Origin of the sequence: Salinispora oceanensis (genome assembly GCF_000383575.1) — a bacterium.
Taxonomy (GTDB): Bacteria; Actinomycetota; Actinomycetes; order Mycobacteriales; family Micromonosporaceae; genus Micromonospora; species Micromonospora oceanensis.
Genome location: NZ_KB911579.1, coordinates 1,726,357 through 1,744,377, shown reverse-complemented (window position 1 = coordinate 1,744,377; position 18,021 = coordinate 1,726,357). Strand labels below are relative to the sequence as shown.

Here is an 18,021-nt window from a genome sequence, read left to right as displayed (position 1 = left end):
TCACGCCTCCAGATCCGCTACGACGGGTAGCACTCCAGCCGCGGCGGCGATCGCCGCCGGTGTGGTGTCGAGGTGGTCGAGCAACCCATCGACGTACGAGACGTCGACCCGGACCTTCTGCACCCGCCCGTCCACGTCGCGCATGACGAACTCGCGGTAGCCGAGGCGGGCGGCCGAGGAGCTGTCGGCGGCGGAGAGGGAGGCGAGGGTGGCCTCGTACCCGTCGTTGACCGGGACCCGCAGCAGGCGCAGCGCTTCGGAGGCGATCTCCTCGTCCTCGGCGATTCGCCCGACGAAGACCGTGGAGACCAGGTTCTGTACGTCGAGGCCGAGGATGTCCTTCGGGTTCTGCGAGGCGACCAACGCGGCCAGGTTCCACTTGCGGGAGTCCCGGGCCAGCCGGACCAGGAACGACCGTCCCGAACGCCAACCCTCCATGAAGTGCGCCTCATCCAGCCCGACCAGCTTGCGCGAGGACATCGAGCCGCCGTAGCAGCGGCGGACGGCGAGCCGGTGCGCGGTGTGCAGCATGGGCAGGGCGAGCGCCTCCTCCGCCGACCAGTACTCTCGCTCGATCTTGAGGTCGGGGAGGCGGAGGCCGGCCATCGTGATGACGGTGAGGGTGGCATCCGGCCCGAGTAGCCCCGCCGGGGGGCGACCGAAGAAGAGCATGGCCAGCGGCATCTCGGCGGTGTCCAGCAGGAGGTTGGCCAGCTCCCGGCCGGCGTCGTCGTCGAGCTTGCCCAGGGTGGCGACCACATCGTCCAGCGTGGCGGTCTCCTCCGCCGGCACCTGGCGTACGGCGTGCCGGAAGAGCGTGGCAGTGGAGGCCTCCCGCGCGACCTGTGGCGGCACCAGCATCATGCAGATGTCCTGGACCAGCATCCGGCGCTCGGCCCGGGCGTTGGAGACCGCGATCTCGAACTCCCGATCGCCCGCGTCACCGGTGCTGAACTCACTGCGCAGCGGCGTGGGGATCAGCGAGTACGGGGCGAGGGTGCCGGGCTCGGAGCCGGTCAGGTTCAGCACCCGTGCGTACGGGGCCAGCTCCGGCATGGCGCAGAGCCGGGCGAGCGGGCCGGAGGGGTCGAGCAGCGTCACCTGTACGCCGCGGCGGGCGGCGAGGTAGCCGAGGGCGCCGAGCAGGGTGGACTTGCCGCCGCCGGGCTCGGCCACGAAGACCCCGAGCCCCGAGCGTTCCCGGACCTCCATCGGGAAGTGCAGGTCGAGGAAGACTGGCCGGCGGCAGGTGCCGGCGGTACGTCCGATCAGGTCGCCCCGGCGGTCGCCGACGGTGGAGGCGGCCTGCGGGAGCGCGGCGGCGAAGAGGTTGACCGGCATCCGGCGGACGTAGCCGGTGTTGGCGATCGGCTCTCCGGGGATGAACTCGCGGGCCAGCCAGTCCTGGTTCTTCGGGTGCTGGAGCGAGACCCGTAGCTCTCGGGAGTAGAGCTGGATCAGCCGTCGGGCGCGTTCCAGGCACTCCTCTCGGGTCCGCCCGCCGACGGCGAGCCGGTGCCAGCCGTGCGCGCGGGCGGATTCAACCGGCAGCCCGGTGGTCATCTCGTCGCCGATGACGAGGGCTCGCTCTGCGAGGCGCTCCAACTCGGGTGGGGCGTCGATGCCGTGTTCGGCGTAGTCGAGCTGCTGGGAGCGGATCATCCGCAGCCGGTGCTCCAGGTTCCGGAAGGAGTCGCCGGAGCCGAGGATGTCGACCCGGCTGGACAGCTCCATCGGCCAGGGCAGGCGCTCGTGGAAGTGCAGCCAGGGCTCGTGTCGTTCGGGGATCTCCAGCGGTTCCATCCGACCCACGGCGAGGACGGCGACGTGCCCTTCCTCCCCGGTCATCCGGTTGACCAGCTTGACCGTGGACCCGTACGGGGTGCGGTAGCGCTCCACCTGTTCGGTCAGGGCGAGCAGGTCGCCGCGTTCCCAGTGCCCGTCGGTGACCGGAGAGAGCCGCCCGGGCGGGGCCATGCAGAGCGCCACCGAGCGGTAGAGAAGCCACTCCAGCTCCGGTGTGGTGACCCGGCGTCCGCGCATACCGAAGGCGCCCAGCACCTCGTCGAACTGCTCGACGGTGCGGCCGAGTTTGCGTCGTTCGCCTTCGGCGACGCCGCGACCGAAGCTGCGTCGTACCCGCTCCACCAGCGAGTCGCCCAACGAGCGCCGGGCGAAGGTCACCCCCAGGTACGTCTGTCCCTCGGCGTGGTTGACCGAGTGCAGGTGCCGCTGCGCGGCGACCAGGTGATCTGCCCAGCTCGGTGTCCCCGGGACGTCGGGGAGCGGTGCCCGGGTGTGGGTGTCGATGGTGCGGGCCCACTCGTCGGCCGGGAAGGGGCGGGTGGTGCGTCGCAGGTGCAGGCGGAATCCGGCCAGCCCGGCGTACTGCTCGGAGATCGCCGCGAGCAGTGCCTCCCGCTCGGCGTCGGGGCGGAAGGCCCAGCGCACCTCGGGTAGCCAGTACCAGGCGGTGACCGTGTTGGGGGTGAAGGTCAGGTGGCCGGCGATCTCGGTGATGGCCAGCTCCACCGACGGGTCCCGGTCCTTGAATTTGATCTTTGGTGGCCGGACTCGTGCCGGTTTGGTGGTGCGGTCCCGACGGCCGGTGGAGCGCCGGTTGGACGGAGGCGCGTCTCGGCTGTCTGGATCGGACCGTTCGCCGGGGTGGCGCCGCGGCGTGGTGTCGGCCGGCGGCGGGTCGGCCGCCCCGGTCTCTACCGGTGGGGTCGCCGCCCCGGTCTCTGCCGGCAGCGGCGCTGCCCCGGTCTCTGTCGGGGCGAGCCGTTCGCCGATTTGGTGTGGTACCCGGGTGGAGCGCCGGGGCGACCCGGCGGGCGACCGCTCCACCTCGGCCGGTGCGGCGGGAGCGGGTGGTGCAGCGGGAGCGGTCGATGCGGCGGGCGGATCTCCGGCGCCGAGCTGCTGGGGGATGGTCGGCTGCTGTTCGCGCGTCGCTACCCGGCTCGGGGTGGATCGCGCTGGGCGGGTCGCGCCGAACAGGTCGAGGAAGGGGGAGTCGATGTCGGTGCCGGCGGTCGGCGACGGATCCGTGGGCGTCCGCTGCTGCAGTGGGCGAGGGGCCTGGAAGACGCCGACTCCGCCGTGGCCCGGGGAGGTGGCCCGGGTCGGGTCGTGGTGGGCCTCCTCGAGCTCCGCAGCGTAGCCAACAGACTGCGCTGCGTCACCTTGGGTCGCGGCCGACTGCCCGGCCGGAGATCCCGGCGCGTAGTGGGAACTCATGCGACCGCCTCACCCGCGTCGTTGCACTGCCCGGTCATGCCAGTTCCTCTCGGATCCTGATCCGGCTGCCGACCAGGCGGGGGTCACGTTGCTCGGCGGCCGGCTCCCGGGTGCGTCGCCAGTCGGTCAGCGCGGTGTGGATCACCATCCGCGCGGGCCGGTCCGGGTCGACGTACCGGAAGACGAACGAGGTGGTCACGATCGCGAGGGCGATCTCCCACGCCGGGAAGAGCTCGACCTGCAGCGTGAACAACCAGTGGACGAACATGTAGAGGGGAACGAGCAGCATGAAGAGCCCGTACTGGGCGTACGGGAGGTGGACCGGGAGGGTGTAGCCGGGGGGCCCGAGGTAGACCAGGCGAGCCCGGTAGATGTCGTCGTCGGTGCGCAGCCGCATGCTCGTGCCCGCGCCTATTCGAAGATCAGGTCGATCAGGTAGTCACCGACGAAGAAGAGGGTGGCGGCCCCGGCGATGAAGGCCAGGCCGACGATCGCGATGGCCGAGCTCGTCAGCACCTTGGAGATCTCGCCCCGGCTCGCCCGCCCGATGAAGATGACGCCCAGGACGGCCAACAGGATCGGGGCGATCTTGCTGGCGAAGAAGCCGACGACGCCTTCGGTGTCGATGCCGGTGGGCGCCGGCTCGGCGAGCGGTGTCGAGCTCAGGGCGGTGAGAGCGTGGGCGGCGGACGATGCCGCCTCCGTCAGCTCGATGGCGATCACTGGAAAACCTCCCCATTTCGCGGCCGGCGGCGCCGCGGCGGTGCAGTAGGCATGCCTGGCGGGAACGGTGCTCACGTTGCGGCTAGGCCGCCGCGGTCGTCACCCACCACGAGCGGGTGGGTCCTGGGCGGATTTTCCCGCTTCGGCCCTCCCTCCAGGCTTCGCCATCTCGATGCTCGGCAATTCCAAAGCGTACGGCCACCCACTGTCTGCGACAAGCCACGAAGAATGACCCCGATCCGACTCTGTCGTCCGACCCCACACCTGCACCGAACCGCACGTCAGCGCCCCCGGGCCGGGTGCCGCGGGAGCGCCAACGAGGACCGGTACGGTCTCCTTGTGACCGATCTGGTGCAGGCCGCGTCCCCGGTGGTGATGGGCATCCTGAACGTCACGCCGGACTCCTTCTCCGACGGCGGACGCTACGCCGATCTCGATGCCGCCATCGCACACGGCGTGCGGCTGCACGGCGACGGTGCCCACCTGGTGGACGTGGGTGGCGAGTCCACCCGACCCGGGGCAGACCGGGTGGCCGCCGACATCGAGGCGGCCCGGGTGCGACCGGTGATCCGGGAGCTGGCCGCCGCCGGCGTGCCGGTCAGCATCGACACCACCCGGGCGCGGGTGGCCGAGCTGGCGCTCACCGCCGGGGCGCAGGTGGTCAACGATGTCTCCGGTGGGCTCGCCGACCCGGACATGGCCCGGGTGGTCCGGGACGCCGGCTGCCCCTGGGTGCTCATGCACTGGCGCGGGCACTCCCGCGAGATGCGGGAGCTGGCCCGCTACGGCGACGTCGTCGCCGACGTCAAGGCTGAGCTGGCGCAGCGGGTCGAGGCGGCCCTCGCCGCCGGGGTGGCGGCCGACCGCATCGTCATCGACCCGGGGCTCGGCTTCGCGAAGACCGCCGCCCACAACTGGGAGCTGAGCGCCCGGCTGCCGGAGCTGCTGGCGCTCGGCTACCCGTTGCTCTTCGCCGCCAGCCGCAAGTCCCACCTGGGCGCGCTGCTCGCCGTTGACGGCACGCCGCGGCCGACCGAGGGTCGGGAGGTCGCCACCGTCGCCACCAGCGTGCTCGCGGTCGCGGCCGGCGCCTGGGGAGTACGGGTGCACGACGTCCGCGCCACCGCCGACGCGCTGGCCGTCTGGCGGGCCACCGGATCACCCCGGCTGGCCGCCACCAGGTCGTCCGGGCCAGCCGGCACCAGATCGTCCGGGCCGGCCGCCACCGGCGGCGCCCGGGCCGGGGGAGAGTAGTGATGGCCGACCGGATCGAGCTGACCGGCCTGCGGGTGCACGGCCGGCACGGGGTGTACGACTTCGAGCGGGCGCACGGGCAGGACTTCGTCGTGGACGCGCTGCTGGAGCTGGACCTCGCCCCGGCCGCCCGCTCGGACGAGGTGGCCGACACCGTCCACTACGGCGAGCTGGCCGAGCGGCTGACCGCGGTGGTGGCCGGGGAGCCGGTCAATCTGATCGAGACCCTCGCCGACCGGCTCCTCACGGTCTGTCTGGCCGACCCCCGGGTCCGTAGCGCCACGGTGACGGTGCACAAGCCGCAGGCTCCGATCTCGGGTAGCTTCACCGACGTGGCCGTCACCATGACCAGGTCCGTCTCGTGACCCGCGCCCTGCTCTCGCTCGGTAGCAACCTCGGCGACCGGGCCGACCACCTGCGGTCGGCGGTCACCGCGCTGGGTGAGTCCGTGCTTCTGGTCTCCGGCGTCTACGAGACTCCGCCCTGGGGCGACCGCGACCAGCCCGCGTACCTGAACGCCGTGGTGTTGGCCGTAGATCCCGCAGCGGCGCCGGAGGACTGGCTGACGCGGGCCCGGGCGGCCGAGCGTGCGGCCGGCCGGGAGCGCGATCCGGCGCGGCGGTTCGGGCCCCGCACCCTCGACGTTGACGTCATCGCGGTCTGGACCCAGGACGGCACGCCGGTGCTCCGGGACGATCCCGAGCTGACGCTGCCGCACCCCCGCGCCCACCTGCGCGCCTTCGTCCTGCGGCCCTGGCTCGACCTGCAACCGTACGGGCGGCTGCCGGGCCACGGCTGGGTAACCGACCTGCTGAACTCGGCGCCGGTCGGTGCGGACGCGTTGCAGCTGCGTCCCTGCCCCGAAGTGGGGCTAGAGTCAACGGCATGAGGCAGCGGAGCCGGCGGGCATGACGCGGTCGAGGTCATCACCTCCGGACGGCGCGGGCCCCGGCCGGTTGGGCCCCACCCGGGTCTCCACACTGGTGGTCGCCGGCCTCGCCGCCGCCGGGGTGGCGTGGCTGCTGATCAGCTTCTTCTACTACGACTACCTCCCCGGCGACCTGCCCTGGCTGCCGGTGGTCACCCTGGCCGGGCTCGCCGTGCTGGAGGCGTACGCCGCGGTGAACACCCGGGCCCGGATCGCGCGCCGGCCGGGGAAGGAGCCGGTGAACCCGCTCTTGGTTGCCCGCCTCGTGGTGCTGGCGAAGGCGTCCGCGCTGGCGGGGGCGATCTTCGTCGGCTTCTACGCGGGCCTGACCGGGTGGCTGTTCGTGGAGTCCACCCAGGTCGCGGCGAGCGACCGGAACGTGGCTGGGAGTAGCCTGCTCGCCGCCCTGGCGCTGGTGGCCGCCGCGCTCTGGTTGGAGCGCTCCTGCCGGGTTCCGGAGCAGGAGGATGACCAGGACCGCGAGCCCGGCGACCGGGAAGGCCGCTCCGGCCAGCGCTGAGCCTGGGCTTCCGCCGCGCTTGCCGCGCGGGTACGGTGCCTGCCACCGGAGAGTAACGGCTGCCCCCGGACCGTTTCGCGCATCGGGCCCGGGACGGACGGCCAGGTGGAGGGCGGCTGCATGGGGTACGACGAGTCGGTGCGAGGCAGTGCGGAGCTCTCCCCCGGTGCCCACCCCGTCGTCCCTGGCCCGGATCCCGTCCAGGTCGAGTCTGGCCGGGACCGGCTCGGCGTGCACCTCGTCTGGGAGCTCCTGCTCCTGGTGGGCGCGGCCGGAGTCGCGTACCTGCTCTGGCGGGACAACCCGGACACCCTGCGGGGTGACGGCCTGCGGTCGCTGCTCGTTGACGGTGCCGTCCTCGGGCTGCTGGCCCTCGCCGCCGGGCTGAGCCTGCGTACCGCGGCGGTGAATCTGGCGATCGGGCCGGCGGCCGTCGCGGCGGCGCTGCACATGGCGGAGCAGGGGGACCGGGGCGCGCTGGCCGCCCTCGGCCCGGCGATCGCCGTCGGGGTGCTCGGCGGGCTGCTGCTGGCGTTCGTGGTGACGGTGCTGCACGTCCCCGCCTGGGCGGCCAGCCTCGCCGCCGGCGCGGCGCTGGTCGGGTACATCGAGCGGCACAGTGACCCGGTTCTGCCGCAGGGTAGCTACGACCCGACGAGCGACGCGCTCTTTCTGTTCGCCGGGTTCGCAGCGCTCGCCGTGCTCGGCGGGCTGTTCGGCGCGTTACGGCCGATCCGTCGGTTGGTCGGCCGGTTCCGTCCGGTTACCGATCCGGCCCGCCGGCAGGGCGTGCTGGCCCCGGTGGTGGCCGGCTGGGCGCTGGTCAGCTCCAGCGTCTTGGCCGTGCTGGCCGGCTCCCTACTGGGGACTCCCGCTGTCGGCTCGGTCGCGGTGGGGTCGGGGCTGGACTGGACCGTCCTGGCGGTGGGAACGGCGCTGCTCGCCGGCACCAGTGCCTTCGGCCGCCGCGGTGGCGTCCTCGGTACCCTGCTGGCCGTCTCGTTGGTCACGCTCGTCCTCGCGGACCTGCGGGCGAGCGGCCTCTCGGCGAGTCGCTGGGCGGTCGGGGCGGTGGTGCTCGGGGTGGGGCTGGTGGTCACCCGGCTGGTCGAGGCGTATGGGGGGTCGCGGGACGATCGGGAGGCGGCCGCCGACCGCCCCGACGTCGATGAGCAGCTGCCCGCCGACTGGAACGTGCGGCGGCCCGAGCCGCTCCCGGACTGGGCCGCGGCCCTGCCGCCCCAGCCGGCCGAGAGCCCGACAGATCAGTGGGAGCTCCCGGACTGGGGGACCGGACGGCACTGGGACCCCAGCCGTCGCTGACCTCGTCCAACAGGTCGCCGCTGACCCGTCCAGCAGGTCGGCGCGGACCCGCGTTCTGGCAGGTCGGCGGGGAGTTCGACGGTTAGGCTCGGCCGCATGACCGACACACCTTCGACCTTCCCCGCCGGCCGGTCGTTCGGGGAGTTGGACGCACTCTCCACCGAGGAGCTGCGCAACCAGGCGTTCGCGGTGGCGCGGGAGCGCCGTGACGTGCGGTTCTTCTGGTCGGTTCTGCGGCACCTGCCGAACGCCGACGAGGCCGCCGCTCTGGATGGCGCGCCGAACTCGGTCGGGCCGACCGTCGACGAGGCGGTGGCGCTGTGGCGGGAGCTGACCGGCCACGGCTACGAGGAGTCGGCGCCGCTGCTGCGAGCGGCCTTCATCGACTATCTGCGGGGGTGACCGCCCCGTTGGGAACGGGGGGCCGGCTCTGGTGGTCGGGGTGGCCCAGGTCGAGCAGGCGGGATCGGGTGAGGACACCCACGGGCTGCTCCTGGTCGGTCACCACCACCCGGTCCGCCGCGGAGGTCAACAGAACCCCCAGCGCGTCGTACGCGGACGCTCCGAGCGGCACCGTGGGGAGTCCGGCGGAGATCGGGGCGGCGGAGAGCGGCTCGACCGTCTCCCGGGTGACCCGGGTGACGGCCAGGCGTCGGATGCCCCGGTCGGCACCGACGAATTCCCGGACGAACGGGGTGGCCGGCGCGCCAAGCACGGCGGCCGGGGTGTCGAACTGCTCCAGGCGGCCGCCCTCGGAGAGCACCGCGATCCGGTCGCCTAGCCGAACCGCCTCGTCGAGGTCGTGCGTCACCAGCACGATGGTCTTGCGAACCTCGGCCTGCAACCGCAGGAACTCCTCCTGGAGCCGGGTCCGGACGATCGGGTCGACCGCGGAGAAGGGCTCGTCCATCAGCAGGACCACCGGGTCCGCGGCGAGCGCCCGGGCCACCCCCACTCGCTGCCGCTGACCGCCGGAGAGTTCGTGCGGGTAGCGGGTGCCGAACTGGGCCGGGTCCAGACCGACCAGCTCCAACAGCTCGGTGACTCGCTGCCGGCGGCGGTCGCGGGGCCAGCCGAGCAGCTGCGGAACGGTGGCGACGTTCGCGCTGATGGTCTGGTGCGGGAAGAGGCCGACGTTCTGGATCACGTAGCCGATACGGCGGCGCAACCGGACCGGGTCCACTCGCGTGACGTCCTCCCCGTCGAGCAGGATCCGGCCGCCGGTCGGCTCGATCAGGCGGTTCACCATCCGGAGCACGGTCGACTTGCCGCAGCCGGAGGGGCCGATCAGCACCACCAGCTCACCGGCGGCGACCTCCAGGGTCAGTTCGTGGACCGCCTCGGTGCCGTCCGGGTAACGCTTGCCGATCTTGTCAAGGGAGATCGAGGCCGCACGCGCCTCGTCGGCGGCGGATCCCCGCGGGGTAGCGTCCACACATGTCCTTCCGCTTGAGCTACCGGGCCGACCCGGGTAACCCGTGGTTCTCCTGGCAGTACGTGCGGGACAACTCTGACACGATCCTCACCGCACTGCGCGAGCACACCTCGCTTACCGTGCGGGCGGTGCTCATCGCGGTGCTGATCGCGGTGCCGCTGGCCGTGGCCGCGTACTGGTTCCGCGCTCTGGCCGGGCCCATCCTGGCCGTCACCGGTGTGCTCTACACCATTCCGTCGCTGGCGTTGTTCGCCTTCCTCGCGCCGTACCTGGGGATCGGGGTGGTGACCGTGCTCACCGTGGTGGTGCTCTACGCGCTGCTGGTGATTGTCCGTAACGCGCTCGCCGGGCTCACCCAGGTGCCGCCCGAGGTGCGGGAGGCGGCGGAGGGCATGGGATACGGCCGCTGGGGGCGGTTGTTCCGGATCGACTTGCCGCTGGCTCTACCGGGCATCCTCACCGGGCTGCGCCTGGCGACGGTCTCGACGGTGGCGCTGGTCACCGTGGGGGTGGTCGTGGGGCGGGGCGGGCTCGGTCAATTGATCTTCGCCGGCTTCCAGAACAACTTCTACAAGGCGCAGATCATGACCGGTACGCTGCTCTGCGTCCTGCTCGCCCTGGTGTTCGACCTCGCCCTGGCCGGTGCCGGGCGGCTGCTCACCCCGTGGCTGCGTCGCCGGAGCGCGGCATGACCGCGGCGGCGGGGCCGATCGAGGCGGCGGTGGTCTGGCTCAACGACCCGCTGAACTGGACAAATCCGGGCGGCATCCTGGATCGGACCGGCGAGCATCTCGCCATCTCCGCGGCGGCGGTGCTGCTGGGCTGCCTGGTCGCGTGGCCGATCGGGCTCTGGCTCGGGCACACCGGGCGCGGCGGCGGGCTGGTCGTGCTGGTGGCCAACCTGACGCTGGCCGTGCCGACGCTGGCCCTGCTCACCATCCTGCCGTTGACCTTCCTGGGCTTTGGCCGGCCCCCGGTGGTGGTGGCGCTCGCGGTCTTCGCGATCCCACCGTTGCTGGCCAACGCGTACACCGGGGTGCGTGCGGTGGATCCGGAGGCCCGGGACGCGGCCCGTGGCATGGGCTTCTCCGGCGGGCAGCTGCTGCGTCGGGTCGAGCTGCCGCTCGCCGTGCCGTACCTGGCGGCGGGGTTTCGCACCGCTGCGGTGCAGGTCGTGGCGACCGCCGCGCTGGCCTCCTTCGTCAACGGGGGCGGCCTGGGGCAGATCATCCGGGCCGGGTTCGGCCTGGACATCGCCGCCGGCGGCGGGCAGATCCTCGCCGGTGGGCTGCTGGTGGCGGGGCTCGCCCTGCTGGTGGAGCTGGTGTTGGCGCGGGTCGAGCGGCTGGTCACCCCGCGCCCGCTGCGCAACCGCGGCCGGCGGGCGGGGCGGCGCGCGGCCGACGCGGTCAGCGGCGCCTGACCGCGTTCGCAGCGCGCATCGGCTGGCCCGGGCCCTCGCCCCGGCACCGGGTGACGATCCGGTGACGAAGTCCGACCGGAGTTTGTCGTACCCGGCTGGAGGATGTTGGGTGGAAGCGCGGGCACCGATCGCCCGTCGGACACGCGGCCGGCGCAGGAGCCGTGCCGGGACACGGAAGGCGGGCAGGCATGCACGCACGCACACGGTTGGCGATCGGCGCGGTCGGCGCCCTGACCACGGCCGGGCTCTTGACCGGCTGCGGCGAGGCCGGTTCGTCGGGCACGGACGCGCCCGAGACAGCGGCGACGGGGGTGGGCTGTGCCCCGGTCGCCGGTGACGAGCTGGTCGTGCTGGCCGACGACAAGTCGCTGCAGAACAGCGACAACATCATCCCCGTGGTCAACGCCGATGCCGCGGCCCCGCCGCTCATCGCCGCCCTGGATCAGGTCTCCGCCGCGCTGGACACGCCGAAGCTGATCCAGCTCAACAAGGCCGTGAACGAGGACCGCAAGACGCCCGCGGTCGCGGCGGCCGAGTTCGCCACCGCCCACGACCTCACCGCCGGCCTCGCGAAGGGGCCCGGCGGCACGATCAAGGTCGGTGCCGCCAACTTCAGCGAGAGCGAAACCCTCGCCGAGCTCTACAAGATCGTGCTGGTCGCCGCCGGCTACCAGGTCGAGGTGCAGCAGATTGGCAGCCGGGAACTCTACGAGCCCGCCCTGGAGAAGGGCGAGATCCAGGTCTTCCCCGAGTACGCGGCCACCCTGGCCGAGTTCCTCAACACGAAGGCGAACGGCGAGGACGCCGAGCCGGTCTCCTCGCCGGACCTGGACGAGACGGTCGCCGTGTTGAAGGCGCTCGGCGCGGAGGCCAACCTGGCCCTCGGCGCGCCGGCCGCGGCCCAGACCCAGAACGCTTTCGCCGTCACGCGTGCCTTCGCCGACCAGCACGGCGTGCGGACGCTCTCCGAGCTGGCCGAGAAGTGCTCTGGCCAGGAGACCGTGCTGGCCGGTCCGCCGGAGTGCCCGCAGCGGCCGAAGTGCCAGGCCGGGCTGATCGAGGTTTATGACTTCCGGGCCGGGTCGTTCAGCTCACTCGACGCCGGCGGACCGCAGACGAAGAACGCTCTGCGGACCGGCGAGGTCAGCGTGGGTCTGGTCTTCTCCTCCGATGGAGACCTCACCGCCGGCTGAGTCCCGTAGGAGCAGGGCGAGCTGCGCTGGCGTTCCCACGCGGCGCAACTCTCGGTAGGCTGCACAGCCATGCCCGTCCCGGCCGTGACCGATGACCCGCGTAACGCGCGGTTGCCCACGGCACTGTTCCGGGTCGGGGTGGCGTGCGCCCCGGTGGCGGCGCTGGTCTTGCTCATCGCCGACAGCAACGGGCTGTTACGGGTCGCCGCCGTACTGGCCATCCTGGCCGTCGTGCTGATCGGCCTGTCGATCGCGTTGCGTCCCGACGGCGGTGCCCGGGCCGGGGAGCTGCGGGGCGAGATCGAACGGCTTCGCCATGAGCTGCACGGTGAGATCGTGGCTGCCGCCCAACGGGGCAATCAGGCGCTCGACCAGACGCAACGCACCCAGGAGGCGGTTGTCGCGCTCGGCCGACGCCTCGACGCCGGTGTCACCGCACCGGCCGAGACCGGAGGTGCGCAGCGGGCGCGGGTTCCGGTGGACGTGCCGGCCGGGCGGGCGGCCGTTCCGGATGCCGATCACCGGGGTGACCACGAGCGCGACCGGAGCCGCGCGGATGACCCGCCGCCCCGGGCGCCCGCCCCGGGCGGCCACTCCGCGGCCGGGGCGGCGGGGGCGTACGCCGCGTTCCGCCCGTCGGCCGGAGAGCATGGGGCCAGCGACCGCTTCGCCGGTCAGCCCGGCACCGAGCGGGCCGCCGGAGCCCATGGCGGCACCGCCGGCACCCATGGCGGCACCGCCGGCACCTATGGCGGCACCGACGGTGGTGCCTGGTCGCCGGAGCCGGATGGCCGGCACGCGGCTCACCTGCGCGGCGTGGTGCGGCATACCGAGACGGTGCATGTCACCCGGCACACCGTGGTTGACGGCGGCGGGAGCCACGCTAGCGCCCCCGTCGGCGACTATGACCGACGATGGGCGTCCGGCCCAGACGGACCCTCGTGGTCTGAGGGCGGGGAGCGCCGCTCCGGGGCCGAGGCCGGGACCCGGGACCCGGAGCGCCGCTCCTGGCCGGGCGCCGGCGACTCCGTTGACCGGTCGTGGTCGGACCGGGGCGGGCGGGTGCGCGCCGATCATGGGTTGGGCGAGCCGCCGGAGGTCGCCCGGGCCGAAGCGCAGTGGGACGACCAGGGCTGGGCCAACCAGCCCGACGGCCCGGGCTGGGGCGGTGAGCGGTCTGACCGCGGCGGCGGCAACCAGCATGGGGGCCACCAGCAGGGCGGGGAGCTTGCGGCGGGCGGCGACGTGGAGGGCGATTACTGGTCGCAGCTGCGGGCCGGAAACCGCTGGGCCGCCGTCCGCGAGGACGAGCGGGGGCACGAACTGCGGCTGGGTGAGCAGCGGGCGCAGGTGCGGACGGATCGCGGCGGTGCCGAATACCGGGTGGACCAGCGGTGGGCCACGGTCCGTCGGGACGATCCCGGCCGCGGCCACGCCGATCCCGCGCGCGGCCACGCCGATGGCGGGGGCGGGTGGTCCGAACCGGCGGATAGATCCGCGCTGCCCCCGGCGTCCGCCGAGTGGGGGCCGCCCCGGCAACGTCAGCCCGAGCCTCAGTGGCAGCCCGAGCCTCAGTGGCAGTCCGGCCCTCAGCCTGAGCCCCGGTGGCGGTCAGAGCCTCAGCCTGAGCCCCGGTGGCAGTCCGGGCCTCAGCCTGAGCCCCGGTGGCGGTCAGAGCCTCAGCCCGAGCCCCGGTGGCAGTCCGGGCCTCAGCCCGAGCCCCGGTGGCGGTCAGAGCCTCCGCGCCAGCGGGAGCCGGGCCGGTACGGCAGCGGGGACGACCGGTGGCGTTGACGGTTGCGGCAACGCCGAACGGGCGCGGCCGGCCCGCTCACTTGTCGATGTCGCCGACCACGAAGAACATCGAGCCGAGGATGGCGACCAGGTCCGGCACCAGGCAACCGGGCAGGAGGGTGGCCAGCGCCTGCACGTTGGCGTACGACGCGGTGCGCAGCTTGAGCCGCCACGGCGTCTTCTCCCCCCGGGACACCAGGTAGTACCCGTTGATGCCGAGCGGGTTCTCGGTCCAGGCGTAGGTGTGCCCCTCGGGCGCCTTGAGCACCTTCGGTAGCCGAGTGTTGATCGGGCCGGTGAGCCGGTCCACGCGGTCCAGGCACTGCTCGGCGAGGTCGAGCGAGACGTACACCTGGTCGAGCAGCACCTCGAAGCGGGAGTGGCAGTCACCGGCGGTGCGGGTCACCACCGGCACGTCGAGCTGGTCGTACGCCAGGTAGGGCTCGTCCCGGCGGAGGTCGAGGTCGAGGCCGGAGGCGCGGGCGACCGGTCCGGAGGCGCCGAACGCGGCGGCCTGGGCCGCCGAGAGCACCCCCACGCCGACGGTACGGGCCAGGAAGATCTCGTTGCGCCGGATTAGGTTGTCCAGGTCGGGCAGGCTTTGCCGGACCTCGCCGATGGCCGCCCGGGCCCGCCCGGTCCAGCCGGCCGGCACCTCCTCCTTGAGCCCACCGACCCGGTTGAACATGTAGTGGATCCGCCCGCCGGAGACCTCCTCGAGCACCGCCTGGAGCGTCTCCCGTTCCCGAAAGGCGTAGAACATCGGGGTGATCGCCCCGATCTCCAGCGGGTACGAGCCGAGGAACATCAGGTGGTTGAGGACCCGGTTCAGCTCGGCGAGCGCCATCCGGAGCCAGGTGGCCCGCTCCGGAACCTCCATCCCCAGCAACCGCTCCACGGCGAGCACCACGCCGAGTTCGTTGGCGAACGCGGAGAGCCAGTCGTGCCGGTTCGCCAGCACGATGATCTGCCGGTAGTCGCGGACCTCGAACAGCTTCTCCGCGCCCCGGTGCATGTAGCCGACGATCGGTTCGGCGCTGACCACCCGCTCGCCGTCGAGCACCAGCCGCAGCCGGAGTACGCCGTGCGTCGAGGGGTGCTGCGGACCGATGTTGAGCACCATGTCGGTGCCGAGTTGTTCCCCACCGGCGCCGGTGCCGACGGTCAGTTCGCGGAGATCGGCGTCCGTGGTCATGCCTGTCATGGTGCCACGAGTGGGTCGAGGGTGATGCCGGCCGGCTGGAGGAGCCACCAGTGCCCACCGAGGCCCGCCGGGTCGATCAGCTCGGCCACCGCCGACGCCGCGGAGAGGGCCCGGAGGTATCCCGCGGGGTCGGTGTTGGCTCGCGCCAGCGGTGGGCGGCGGCCGTCGGCGCCGAGCGCCCGCAGCGCCGTCCGCTGTGCCACCAGGGTGTACGGGAGCTGCGCGACCTGCGTACCGGCGGCGGCGACCGAGTCGACGGCGAGGTGCGCGGTGACGTCGCACGATCCGTCGGGTACGGGTGGGACCTGCCGCCCGTTCCGGTAGCCGGTCAGGGTCCCGACGAGCGGTCGCGCCTGCCGGAGGTGCCCGTAGTCCACGGTGACCGCCAGCCCACGGTCGAGTCGCCCGACGGCGTCCGCCCAGGCGTCGTCGCGGGTCCGGCCGATCTCGGCGCGGGTGCCGGGGCTGTCGGCCGGCGGCGACCACCACCGGGCCAACCAGTCCGCGTCTTCCGGGCTGACCGGGCTGCCGACCGCCTCCTCGCCGGTGGCGGGGTCCACCAGGAGGTACCGCCAGCCTGCCGGGGTGGCCACGGCCAGGTCCAGCGGGACGTTGTCGAGCCACTCGGTGGCCAGCAGGAGGCCGGTGACGCCCGCGGGGATCTCCGGTGTCCAGGTGATCTCCGCGGGAAGCTCCGCGGGGCGCGGCGCGCGTTCGACGGCGGTGAGGCGTAGCCGGCGCGCGAGGGATGTGTCGGTGGCCGCGGCGGTGCTGGCCCGCAGGGTGCGCAGTAGTTCGCCCCGCCCCGCTCCGACATCGACCACCGCGAGCGGGTCCGGGTGGTCCAGGGCGGCGTCAACGGTGGCGATCAGCCGGTGCAGGGCCGCCGCGAACGCCGGGGAGGCGTGCACGCTGGTCCGGAAGTGGTCGGCCGGGCCACCACCGGAGACGAAGAAGCCGGTTGGCCCGTACAGCGCCCGCTCCATCGCGTCCCGCCAGCGGATCGACATCAGCTCCTCCTTCGGTCCGGCCGCCCCGCTTCTGGAGCGGCCCCGCTCGTCGCCTTCGGTGGCGAACGAGTCTCCCCGAACCACCGGTGGTGAACGTTTTCACACCTCCCTGTCCCGGTTCCGGCACCGCGACGCATACTTGCAAACGACCGGTACCCCTCCAAGGACTGGATCATCGTGATGAGTGCTTCGCTGCCTCCGCGTCCTGCCGATCAGGCCGTTGACGCTCCCATTCCCCGTTCTCTGACCATCGGCGTGATCGGCGTTGGCCGGGTCGGTGCCGTCTTGGCCGCCGCTCTCGCCGCCGCCGGGCACCGGGTCGTCGCCGCGGCGGGTGGCTCTGCCGCCTCACGCGCGCGGATGGCGCTGCTCCTGGCCGACGTGCCGCGGCGGCCGGCCACCTCGGTAGCCTGCACTGCCACCGATCTCCTGCTGGTGGCGGTGCCGGATGACGCCCTCGCGGGGGTCGTCGCCGGCCTCGCCGAAGCCGGGGCACTGCGTCCGGGTCAGGTGGTCGCGCACACCTCCGGCGCGCACGGCCTGGCGGTACTGGCGCCGGTCGTGGGGGCCGGGGCCAGCCCGCTGGCCCTGCACCCCGCGATGACCTTCACCGGTACGCCGGACGATCTCACCCGGCTGCCCGGCGTCTCGTACGGGTTGACCGCCCCGGCGCGGCTGCGCTCGTTCGCCACCCGGCTCGTCGCCGACCTCAACGGCGTACCGGAGTGGGTCGCCGAGTCGGACCGAGGGCTCTACCACGCCGCCCTCGTGCACGGCTCCAATCACCTGGTCACCCTCGTCAACGAGGCGGCCGACCGGCTGCGGGACGCCGGGGTGACCGAGCCGGAGCGGGTGCTCGCCCCGCTGTTGCGGGCCGCCTTGGACAACGCGCTGCGGCTCGGGGACGATGCGCTGACCGGACCGATCGCCCGGGGTGACGCCGGCACCGTGCAGCGGCACCTGACCCAGCTCGGAGCGACCGCGCCGGAATCGGTGGGCCCCTACCTGGCGTTGGCTCGACGGACGGCGGACCGCGTGATTGCGGCCGGCCGGCTGCAGCCCGCGGCGGCGCAGCCGGTGCTGGAGGTGTTGGGTGGGCGGGATCGGGAGGTGGCTGCGTGACCAAGCTGGTACACACCCGTGCCGACCTGGCGGCGGCGCGGGAGGCGCTGACCGGCACCGTTGGCGTCGTCATGACCATGGGTGCCCTGCACTCCGGGCACGAGACCCTGTTGCGGGCGGCCCGGGAGCAGGCGGACAACGTCGTGGTCACGATCTTCGTGAACCCCCTCCAGTTCGGGCCGGACGAGGACTTCGACCGGTATCCCCGCCCCCTCGACGAGGACCTGGAGATCTGCCGTCGGGCCGGTGCGGCGGTGGTCTTCGCGCCAGCCGCACCGGAGCTCTACCCGCAGGGCCAGCCCCGGGTCTGGGTCAACCCGGGCCAGCTCGGTGAGGAGTTGGAGGGGCAGAGCCGCCCGGGCTTCTTCCACGGGGTGCTGACCGTGGTGCTGAAGCTGCTCCAGCTCACCCGGCCGGACCAGGCGTTCTTCGGCGAGAAGGACTATCAACAGCTGACCCTGGTCCGCCGGATGGTGCGCGACCTGGAGGTGCCGGTGGAGATCGTCGGCGTGCCGACGGTCCGGGAGCCGGACGGGTTGGCCCTGTCCAGCCGAAACCGTTACCTGTCGCCCGACGGGCGGGCGGCTGCGCTGAGCCTGTCGGGGGCCCTGCGGGCGGGGGTCGCCGCCGCCGCCGGGGGCGCGGGCGCGGGCGCGGTGCTGGCCGCCGCGCACGCTGCTCTCGACTCCGGCCCGCCCGGCGTCGAACTGGACTACCTGGTGCTTACCGATCCGGAGCTGGAGCCGGGGCCCGTCACCGGCCCGGCGCGGCTGCTCGCGGCCGCCTGGGTCGGCACCACCCGTCTGATCGACAACGTGTCGGTCGAGCTCGCCCCGCGTTTCTGACCCA

Annotated in this window: 18 protein-coding genes; 12 read left to right on the top strand and 6 right to left on the bottom strand. The window is 73.2% G+C overall.

The features are described from left to right. The 3 genes from SALPAC4_RS0108095 to SALPAC4_RS0108085 are packed head-to-tail and all read right to left on the bottom strand — an operon-like array spanning window position 1 to window position 3,966. Window positions 1–3,243: an ATP-binding protein gene (locus SALPAC4_RS0108095; protein ID WP_019869887.1), complete on the bottom strand. Its 3,243-nt coding sequence runs from the start codon at window positions 3,241–3,243 to the stop codon at window positions 1–3. 34 nt (window positions 3,244–3,277) lie between these two features. Further along, window positions 3,278–3,640 (bottom strand): hypothetical protein, encoded by a 363-nt coding sequence (locus SALPAC4_RS0108090; RefSeq protein ID WP_018217477.1) that lies wholly within the window; start codon window positions 3,638–3,640, stop codon window positions 3,278–3,280. Window positions 3,641–3,654: 14 nt separating this feature from the next. Next, a complete protein-coding gene (locus SALPAC4_RS0108085) occupies window positions 3,655–3,966 on the bottom strand; it encodes a hypothetical protein (RefSeq protein WP_018737253.1) in 312 nt (103 codons plus the stop codon). 339 nt (window positions 3,967–4,305) lie between these two features. Between SALPAC4_RS0108085 and folP the strand changes: the two genes are divergently transcribed. The 6 genes from folP (at window position 4,306) to SALPAC4_RS0108055 (ending at window position 8,393) form a co-directional block, all read left to right on the top strand. Continuing rightward, entirely contained in the window at window positions 4,306–5,220 is a 915-nt protein-coding gene (gene folP / locus SALPAC4_RS0108080; protein WP_019869886.1) for a dihydropteroate synthase, read from the top strand. Window positions 5,221–5,222: 2 nt separating this feature from the next. Next, a complete protein-coding gene (gene folB, locus SALPAC4_RS0108075; RefSeq protein ID WP_018745201.1) occupies window positions 5,223–5,585 on the top strand; it encodes a dihydroneopterin aldolase in 363 nt (120 codons plus the stop codon). Continuing rightward, window positions 5,582–6,109 (top strand): 2-amino-4-hydroxy-6-hydroxymethyldihydropteridine diphosphokinase, encoded by a 528-nt coding sequence (folK, locus tag SALPAC4_RS0108070; protein ID WP_019869885.1) that lies wholly within the window; start codon window positions 5,582–5,584, stop codon window positions 6,107–6,109. Before folB ends, folK begins: the two co-directional genes overlap by 4 nt. A gap of 19 nt (window positions 6,110–6,128) precedes the next feature. Further along, on the top strand, window positions 6,129–6,668 hold the full coding sequence (locus tag SALPAC4_RS0108065; protein WP_033664138.1) for a DUF3180 domain-containing protein: 540 nt from the start codon (window positions 6,129–6,131) through the stop codon (window positions 6,666–6,668). A 120-nt stretch (window positions 6,669–6,788) separates the two neighbouring features. Then, complete coding sequence (locus SALPAC4_RS0108060; protein ID WP_033664158.1) at window positions 6,789–7,991, top strand: ABC transporter permease; 1,203 nt, start codon at window positions 6,789–6,791, stop codon at window positions 7,989–7,991. Window positions 7,992–8,087: 96 nt separating this feature from the next. Then, complete coding sequence (locus SALPAC4_RS0108055) at window positions 8,088–8,393, top strand: hypothetical protein (protein WP_018731407.1); 306 nt, start codon at window positions 8,088–8,090, stop codon at window positions 8,391–8,393. On the opposite strand, the gene SALPAC4_RS0108050 is transcribed toward SALPAC4_RS0108055, so the two are convergent. After that, window positions 8,371–9,426, bottom strand: a complete 1,056-nt coding sequence (locus SALPAC4_RS0108050; protein ID WP_019869882.1) for an ABC transporter ATP-binding protein — start codon at window positions 9,424–9,426, stop codon at window positions 8,371–8,373. The genes SALPAC4_RS0108055 and SALPAC4_RS0108050 overlap by 23 nt on opposite strands. Window positions 9,427–9,428: 2 nt before the next feature. Here SALPAC4_RS0108050 and SALPAC4_RS0108045 point away from each other — a divergent pair, with 2 nt between their 5' ends. From SALPAC4_RS0108045 to SALPAC4_RS26270, 4 genes are all read left to right on the top strand, one after another. Continuing rightward, entirely contained in the window at window positions 9,429–10,118 is a 690-nt protein-coding gene (locus tag SALPAC4_RS0108045) for an ABC transporter permease (RefSeq protein WP_018731409.1), read from the top strand. Next, complete coding sequence (locus SALPAC4_RS0108040; RefSeq protein ID WP_018731410.1) at window positions 10,115–10,849, top strand: ABC transporter permease; 735 nt, start codon at window positions 10,115–10,117, stop codon at window positions 10,847–10,849. Before SALPAC4_RS0108045 ends, SALPAC4_RS0108040 begins: the two co-directional genes overlap by 4 nt. Before the next feature lie 188 nt (window positions 10,850–11,037). Continuing rightward, window positions 11,038–12,042 carry a glycine betaine ABC transporter substrate-binding protein gene (locus SALPAC4_RS0108035; RefSeq protein ID WP_019869880.1) on the top strand — a complete coding sequence of 335 codons (1,005 nt, stop codon included), beginning with the start codon at window positions 11,038–11,040 and terminating at the stop codon, window positions 12,040–12,042. A 69-nt stretch (window positions 12,043–12,111) separates the two neighbouring features. Next, complete coding sequence (locus tag SALPAC4_RS26270; protein ID WP_080640866.1) at window positions 12,112–13,836, top strand: hypothetical protein; 1,725 nt, start codon at window positions 12,112–12,114, stop codon at window positions 13,834–13,836. 37 nt (window positions 13,837–13,873) lie between these two features. Here SALPAC4_RS26270 and SALPAC4_RS0108025 read toward each other — a convergent pair whose 3' ends face one another. Further along, entirely contained in the window at window positions 13,874–15,040 is a 1,167-nt protein-coding gene (locus tag SALPAC4_RS0108025) for an NADH-quinone oxidoreductase subunit D (protein WP_188116845.1), read from the bottom strand. Continuing rightward, window positions 15,037–16,050 (bottom strand): SAM-dependent methyltransferase, encoded by a 1,014-nt coding sequence (locus SALPAC4_RS0108020; RefSeq protein ID WP_027644298.1) that lies wholly within the window; start codon window positions 16,048–16,050, stop codon window positions 15,037–15,039. The genes SALPAC4_RS0108025 and SALPAC4_RS0108020 overlap by 4 nt, the downstream gene beginning before the upstream one ends. A gap of 180 nt (window positions 16,051–16,230) precedes the next feature. On the opposite strand from SALPAC4_RS0108020, the gene SALPAC4_RS0108015 reads away from it, so the two are divergent. Continuing rightward, a complete protein-coding gene (locus tag SALPAC4_RS0108015) occupies window positions 16,231–17,172 on the top strand; it encodes a Rossmann-like and DUF2520 domain-containing protein (RefSeq protein ID WP_027644297.1) in 942 nt (313 codons plus the stop codon). After that, window positions 17,169–18,017, top strand: a complete 849-nt coding sequence (gene panC / locus SALPAC4_RS0108010; protein ID WP_019869877.1) for a pantoate--beta-alanine ligase — start codon at window positions 17,169–17,171, stop codon at window positions 18,015–18,017. Before SALPAC4_RS0108015 ends, panC begins: the two co-directional genes overlap by 4 nt. Window positions 18,018–18,021: the final 4 nt, after the last annotated feature.

Excerpts from the sequence above, each read along its gene's own strand:
- SALPAC4_RS0108095 (WP_019869887.1), bottom strand. The coding sequence starts at position 3,243 with ATGAGTTCCCACTACGCGCCGGGATCTCCGGCCGGGCAGTCGGCCGCG.
- SALPAC4_RS0108090 (WP_018217477.1), bottom strand. The coding sequence starts at position 3,640 with ATGCGGCTGCGCACCGACGACGACATCTACCGGGCTCGCCTGGTCTAC.
- folB (WP_018745201.1), top strand. The coding sequence starts at position 5,223 with ATGGCCGACCGGATCGAGCTGACCGGCCTGCGGGTGCACGGCCGGCAC.
- SALPAC4_RS0108065 (WP_033664138.1), top strand. The coding sequence starts at position 6,129 with ATGACGCGGTCGAGGTCATCACCTCCGGACGGCGCGGGCCCCGGCCGG.
- SALPAC4_RS0108060 (WP_033664158.1), top strand. The coding sequence starts at position 6,789 with ATGGGGTACGACGAGTCGGTGCGAGGCAGTGCGGAGCTCTCCCCCGGT.
- SALPAC4_RS0108055 (WP_018731407.1), top strand. The coding sequence starts at position 8,088 with ATGACCGACACACCTTCGACCTTCCCCGCCGGCCGGTCGTTCGGGGAG.
- SALPAC4_RS0108045 (WP_018731409.1), top strand. The coding sequence starts at position 9,429 with ATGTCCTTCCGCTTGAGCTACCGGGCCGACCCGGGTAACCCGTGGTTC.
- SALPAC4_RS0108040 (WP_018731410.1), top strand. The coding sequence starts at position 10,115 with ATGACCGCGGCGGCGGGGCCGATCGAGGCGGCGGTGGTCTGGCTCAAC.
- SALPAC4_RS0108035 (WP_019869880.1), top strand. The coding sequence starts at position 11,038 with ATGCACGCACGCACACGGTTGGCGATCGGCGCGGTCGGCGCCCTGACC.
- SALPAC4_RS26270 (WP_080640866.1), top strand. The coding sequence starts at position 12,112 with ATGCCCGTCCCGGCCGTGACCGATGACCCGCGTAACGCGCGGTTGCCC.
- SALPAC4_RS0108025 (WP_188116845.1), bottom strand. The coding sequence starts at position 15,040 with ATGACAGGCATGACCACGGACGCCGATCTCCGCGAACTGACCGTCGGC.
- SALPAC4_RS0108020 (WP_027644298.1), bottom strand. The coding sequence starts at position 16,050 with ATGTCGATCCGCTGGCGGGACGCGATGGAGCGGGCGCTGTACGGGCCA.
- SALPAC4_RS0108015 (WP_027644297.1), top strand. The coding sequence starts at position 16,231 with ATGAGTGCTTCGCTGCCTCCGCGTCCTGCCGATCAGGCCGTTGACGCT.